The organism is Streptomyces sp. CO7, from assembly GCF_053474865.1.
Window position 1 is genome coordinate 1,423,186 of the sequence record NZ_JBRIOU010000002.1, and the last position, 3,696, is coordinate 1,426,881.

Here is a 3,696-nt window from a genome sequence, read left to right on the forward strand (position 1 = left end):
CCCCTGTACGGAGTGCGTGCCCCCACGGGGCGGCGGCCGCACCTTTCCTCCCCCGTCAACACCGGTCGTCGCCGCGGTGTTCCCGGCCCGTGCCCGACCGCCGCCGGGGGGAGACGGTCCGGCGGGGCGGCAGGCCGGCGCTCAGGCGGCGAGGCGGCGCCGGGTCTCGTCGAACGTCGGGCAGCCGGCGGCGCCCCGGTTGTAGGGGAGCCTGCCCAGCACGGCGGCCATGCCGCAGGTGTTGGTCACCCCGGAGAAGACCAGCCCCGCGCCGATCGCGCCGGACAGCCAGTGGGCCGGCGGCCAGGCCAGTCCGACGAGGAAACCGAGGAGCACCAGAGAACCCGCCACCAGGCGAACCTGGCGGTCCATGGGCCACACGGAACGGGCGCCGGCCGGACGCTCGAGCGGGTGACCGGCGGCCTGCCAGGCGGCCGTCCCACCCTCCAGGGTGGCGGCCTGTACGCCGAGCGAGGCCAGCTGCGCGCAGCCGTTCGCGGAGCGGGCGCCGGAGGCGCACACCACCAGCAGCGGGCCCCGGTCCGCGGCGGCGCGCAGGGTGTCCGCGGCCTCCTGCACCCGGTCCAGCGGGACGTTGTGGGCACCGGGCAGGTGACCGCCCGCGTACTCGCCGGGCGTACGGACGTCGATGATCGTGAAGTCGCCCGCGCGCGAGGCCGCCTCGGCCGTGGTCAGGGTGGTGAAGGTGCTCACGCGACAATGCCTTTCAGTGGGTGGCTCGTCCGAGGGTAGAATACCCACGGGGGTATGAAGAGGAGGATGTGTGCAACTCGACATGAGTGCCGAGGAGCTCAAGTCGGCGCTGAACCGACTTCGGCGCGCCCAGGGACAGCTGGCCGGCGTCATCAAGATGCTGGAGGACGGCCGTGACTGCGAGGACGTCGTCACGCAGCTCTCCGCCGTCTCCAAGGCGCTGGACCGGGCCGGCTTCTCGATCATCGCGACCGGGCTCCAGCAGTGCATGACCAGCGAGGACCCGGAGGTCCGCGACTCGGTGCAGATGCGGGCGCGCCTGGAGAAGCTCTTCCTGTCGCTGGCCTGACCGGTTGCTCCGGGCCGTAGGGCCTGCTGTCGGCGGGCCCGAGGTCTCCGGCCACGCCGAGGGCGGCTGCCGAGGGCCCGGCAGGGAGCCGGTCCGCACGGCGGGGGACAATGGCCCGCGCAGCGCCCTCCGGCCGTCCGGCCGCGCCCGGGACGCCGCCGGACCCGAGGGAGAGCCAGGGATGAGCCGAAAGCCCGTCGCCGACGACAGCCCGGCGGACGGCGGGCGGGCCGGGTCGCACCCCGACTCGCCCCGCGACCGGCACGAGGTCCTGCGGGCCGTCGCCGACCGCACCCGCGCCGGGAGCCGTCCCGGCGCCCGCGACGACGACCTGCGGCTCGCCCTGGTGATCGAGGGCGGCGGCATGCGCGGCACCTTCTCCGCGGGCATGGCGCTCGCCCTCCACGACGCCGGTCTGGTCGACGCCTTCGACGCCGTGTACGGCTCCTCGGCGGGTGCCATCACCGGCGCCTGGCTGCTCAGCGGCACCCCGGAGCAGCTCAACGGCTGGGCCGAGCCCGAGTACGCCAACACCATGATCCGCCTGTCGAACTTCTGGCGCGGGCGGCCGGTGGTCGACGTCCGGACCTTGGTCGAGCACCTCTACGCCGAGGTGGCGCGGATGGACTTCCAGGCGGTCCTCTCCCACCCCGCCGAGTACCACCCGCTGGCCACCGACGCGCACACCGGGCTCTCCACGGACCTGCGTCCCCTCCTCGACGGCCCGACGGAACTGCGTCTGGCCCTGCGCGCGAGCGCCGCGCTGCCGTTCCTCGCCGGACCGGCCGTCGAGCTGGGCGGGCGGCACTACTACGACGCCGGCCTCGCGGAGTCCGTGCCCTACCGCACCGCCCTGGCCCAAGGGGCGACCCACGTCCTCGTCCTGCGCTCCCGGCCCGCCCCCAAGGACCTGCTGCCCGCGCCCGCGGCCGACGGGTCGGTCCGCCCGTCGTACGGCTCCCGCCTGGTCGCCGCCACCGCCCTGCGCCGCTACCCCAAGGCACTGCACGACAGCTACTTCGCCCGGGCGCACCGGCTGCGGGAGGACGAGGCGCTGCTGTCCGAGTACGACCGCGGGGGGCTGCCCGGCCGGGACGGCACGGCGGTGATGTCGGTCCGTCCGGCGCTGGACTCGCCACGGGTGGGACGGCTCACCCGCGACGGCAGGCTGCTCAAGGCGGCGCTGGAGTCCGGCCGCGCGGCGGTCGAGCGGGTCCTGCGTTCCCACGGGGCCTGACGGGGCCTGATGGGGCCCTGACTGAGGCCTGACGGGGCCCGGACGGGACGTGGGCCTCCGGGGCACGGCGCAAGCCTTCGGGACGCCGACTCTTCCCCACGCCCGACGGGGGTACTCCGGGCCGGGAACCGGGGAGGTCGACACCTCCCGCAGCCCGGCCAGGAACACGGTGGTCCCCATGCACCCGTCGTCGGACGACAGCGACGCCCTCGACCTGCACTTCATCGGCAACGCGACCCTGCTGCTCCGCTACCGCGGGCTCACGCTGCTCACCGACCCCAACTTCCTCCACCGCGGTGAGCACGCCTACCTCGGCCATGGCCTGCTCAGCCGCCGCCTCACCGAGCCCGCCGTGGGCATCGGCGAGCTGCCGGAGCTGGACGCCGTGCTCCTGTCCCACCTGCACGGGGACCACTGGGACCGCCGCGCCCGCCGCGGCCTCCCGCGGTCCCTGCCGGTGGTCACCACGCCCCACGCCTCCCGCCGTCTGCAGGGAGTGCACGGCTTCCACCGGGCCGTCGGACTGCGCACCTGGGAGGAGTACACCGTGCGGCGGGGCGACACCCAGGTACGGGTGACCGCCGCCCCGGGCCGGCACGCCGGTCACCCGCTGCTGCGCGGACTGCTGCCGCCGGTGATGGGCAGCCTGCTCGAGTTCGGGCCCCTCACCGGTCCTCCCCGGCTGCGCCTGTACATCTCCGGTGACACCCTGATGTACCCCGGGCTCGCCGAGATCGCCCGCAGGTTCCCCGGTCCCGACCTCGCCGTGCTGCACCTGGGCGGCACCACCCTGCCGGGCGGTCTGCTGGTCACCATGGACGGCGAACAGGGAGCCGAACTGGCGCGCCTCGTCGACCCCCGTGCCGTCCTTCCGGTCCACTACGGCGACTACACGGTGATGCGCTCGCCGCTCGGCGCCTTCCTGGCCGAGGCGGAGCGCGCCGGTCTCGCCGACCGGGTCGTGCACTGCCGCCACGGGCAGCGCGCGGTGCTCGAACCGGGCGGCGTGCCCCGGGTGGTCGGCCGCGCGGGTGAGCTGCCCGTTTGACCCGCCGTCCCCCGTGAAACCCGCCCCACGTCCGCACTTCGATGCTTCGACGCACTTCGGGAGGACCATCATGGCCACGGGTGAGACCGGCTTCAGCGATGTCGTCTTCGACCTGATCTCCGTGCAGTACCACTCGCTCAAGGCGGGGCACGACTACGGGCAGTACGTCCGCGACGCGGAGAACGCCGGGAAGACCGAGATCGCCGAGTTCTTCCGCACGGTGATGGCGCAGGACTCCGACCGGGCGGTCAAGTGCCACCAGTTCCTCAAGGAGCTCTCCGGGACCGAGGACGCGGGACCGGGAGCGAGCTGACGACGGAGGGCGGGGCATCGCCCCGCCCTCCGTCG

5 protein-coding genes are annotated in these 3,696 nt (G+C 74.6%); 4 read left to right on the forward strand and 1 reads right to left on the reverse strand.

The genetic code is table 11. The features are described from left to right. Window positions 1-141: 141 nt before the first annotated feature. The gene (locus tag ACOV8S_RS08495; RefSeq protein ID WP_448317071.1) at window positions 142-714 is read right to left on the reverse strand and encodes a rhodanese-like domain-containing protein; all 573 of its coding nucleotides are present in this window, start codon (window positions 712-714) and stop codon (window positions 142-144) included. Between the two features lie 70 nt (window positions 715-784). On the opposite strand from ACOV8S_RS08495, the gene ACOV8S_RS08500 reads away from it, so the two are divergent. The 4 genes from ACOV8S_RS08500 to ACOV8S_RS08515 all read left to right on the forward strand — a co-directional run bounded on the left by ACOV8S_RS08500 (window position 785) and on the right by ACOV8S_RS08515 (window position 3,661). Continuing rightward, window positions 785-1,063 (forward strand): metal-sensitive transcriptional regulator, encoded by a 279-nt coding sequence (locus ACOV8S_RS08500; RefSeq protein WP_448317072.1) that lies wholly within the window; start codon window positions 785-787, stop codon window positions 1,061-1,063. 181 nt (window positions 1,064-1,244) lie between these two features. Then, the gene (locus ACOV8S_RS08505) at window positions 1,245-2,300 is read left to right on the forward strand and encodes a patatin-like phospholipase family protein (protein WP_448317074.1); all 1,056 of its coding nucleotides are present in this window, start codon (window positions 1,245-1,247) and stop codon (window positions 2,298-2,300) included. A 178-nt stretch (window positions 2,301-2,478) separates the two neighbouring features. Beyond that, the gene (locus tag ACOV8S_RS08510; RefSeq protein ID WP_448317076.1) at window positions 2,479-3,348 is read left to right on the forward strand and encodes an MBL fold metallo-hydrolase; all 870 of its coding nucleotides are present in this window, start codon (window positions 2,479-2,481) and stop codon (window positions 3,346-3,348) included. A gap of 70 nt (window positions 3,349-3,418) precedes the next feature. Beyond that, on the forward strand, window positions 3,419-3,661 hold the full coding sequence (locus tag ACOV8S_RS08515; protein ID WP_448317078.1) for an acyl carrier protein: 243 nt from the start codon (window positions 3,419-3,421) through the stop codon (window positions 3,659-3,661). Window positions 3,662-3,696 lie beyond the last annotated feature (35 nt).

Coding starts and splice junctions, on each gene's coding strand:
- ACOV8S_RS08505 (WP_448317074.1), top strand. CDS start 1,245: ATGAGCCGAAAGCCCGTCGCCGACGACAGCCCGGCGGACGGCGGGCGG.
- ACOV8S_RS08510 (WP_448317076.1), top strand. CDS start 2,479: ATGCACCCGTCGTCGGACGACAGCGACGCCCTCGACCTGCACTTCATC.
- ACOV8S_RS08515 (WP_448317078.1), top strand. CDS start 3,419: ATGGCCACGGGTGAGACCGGCTTCAGCGATGTCGTCTTCGACCTGATC.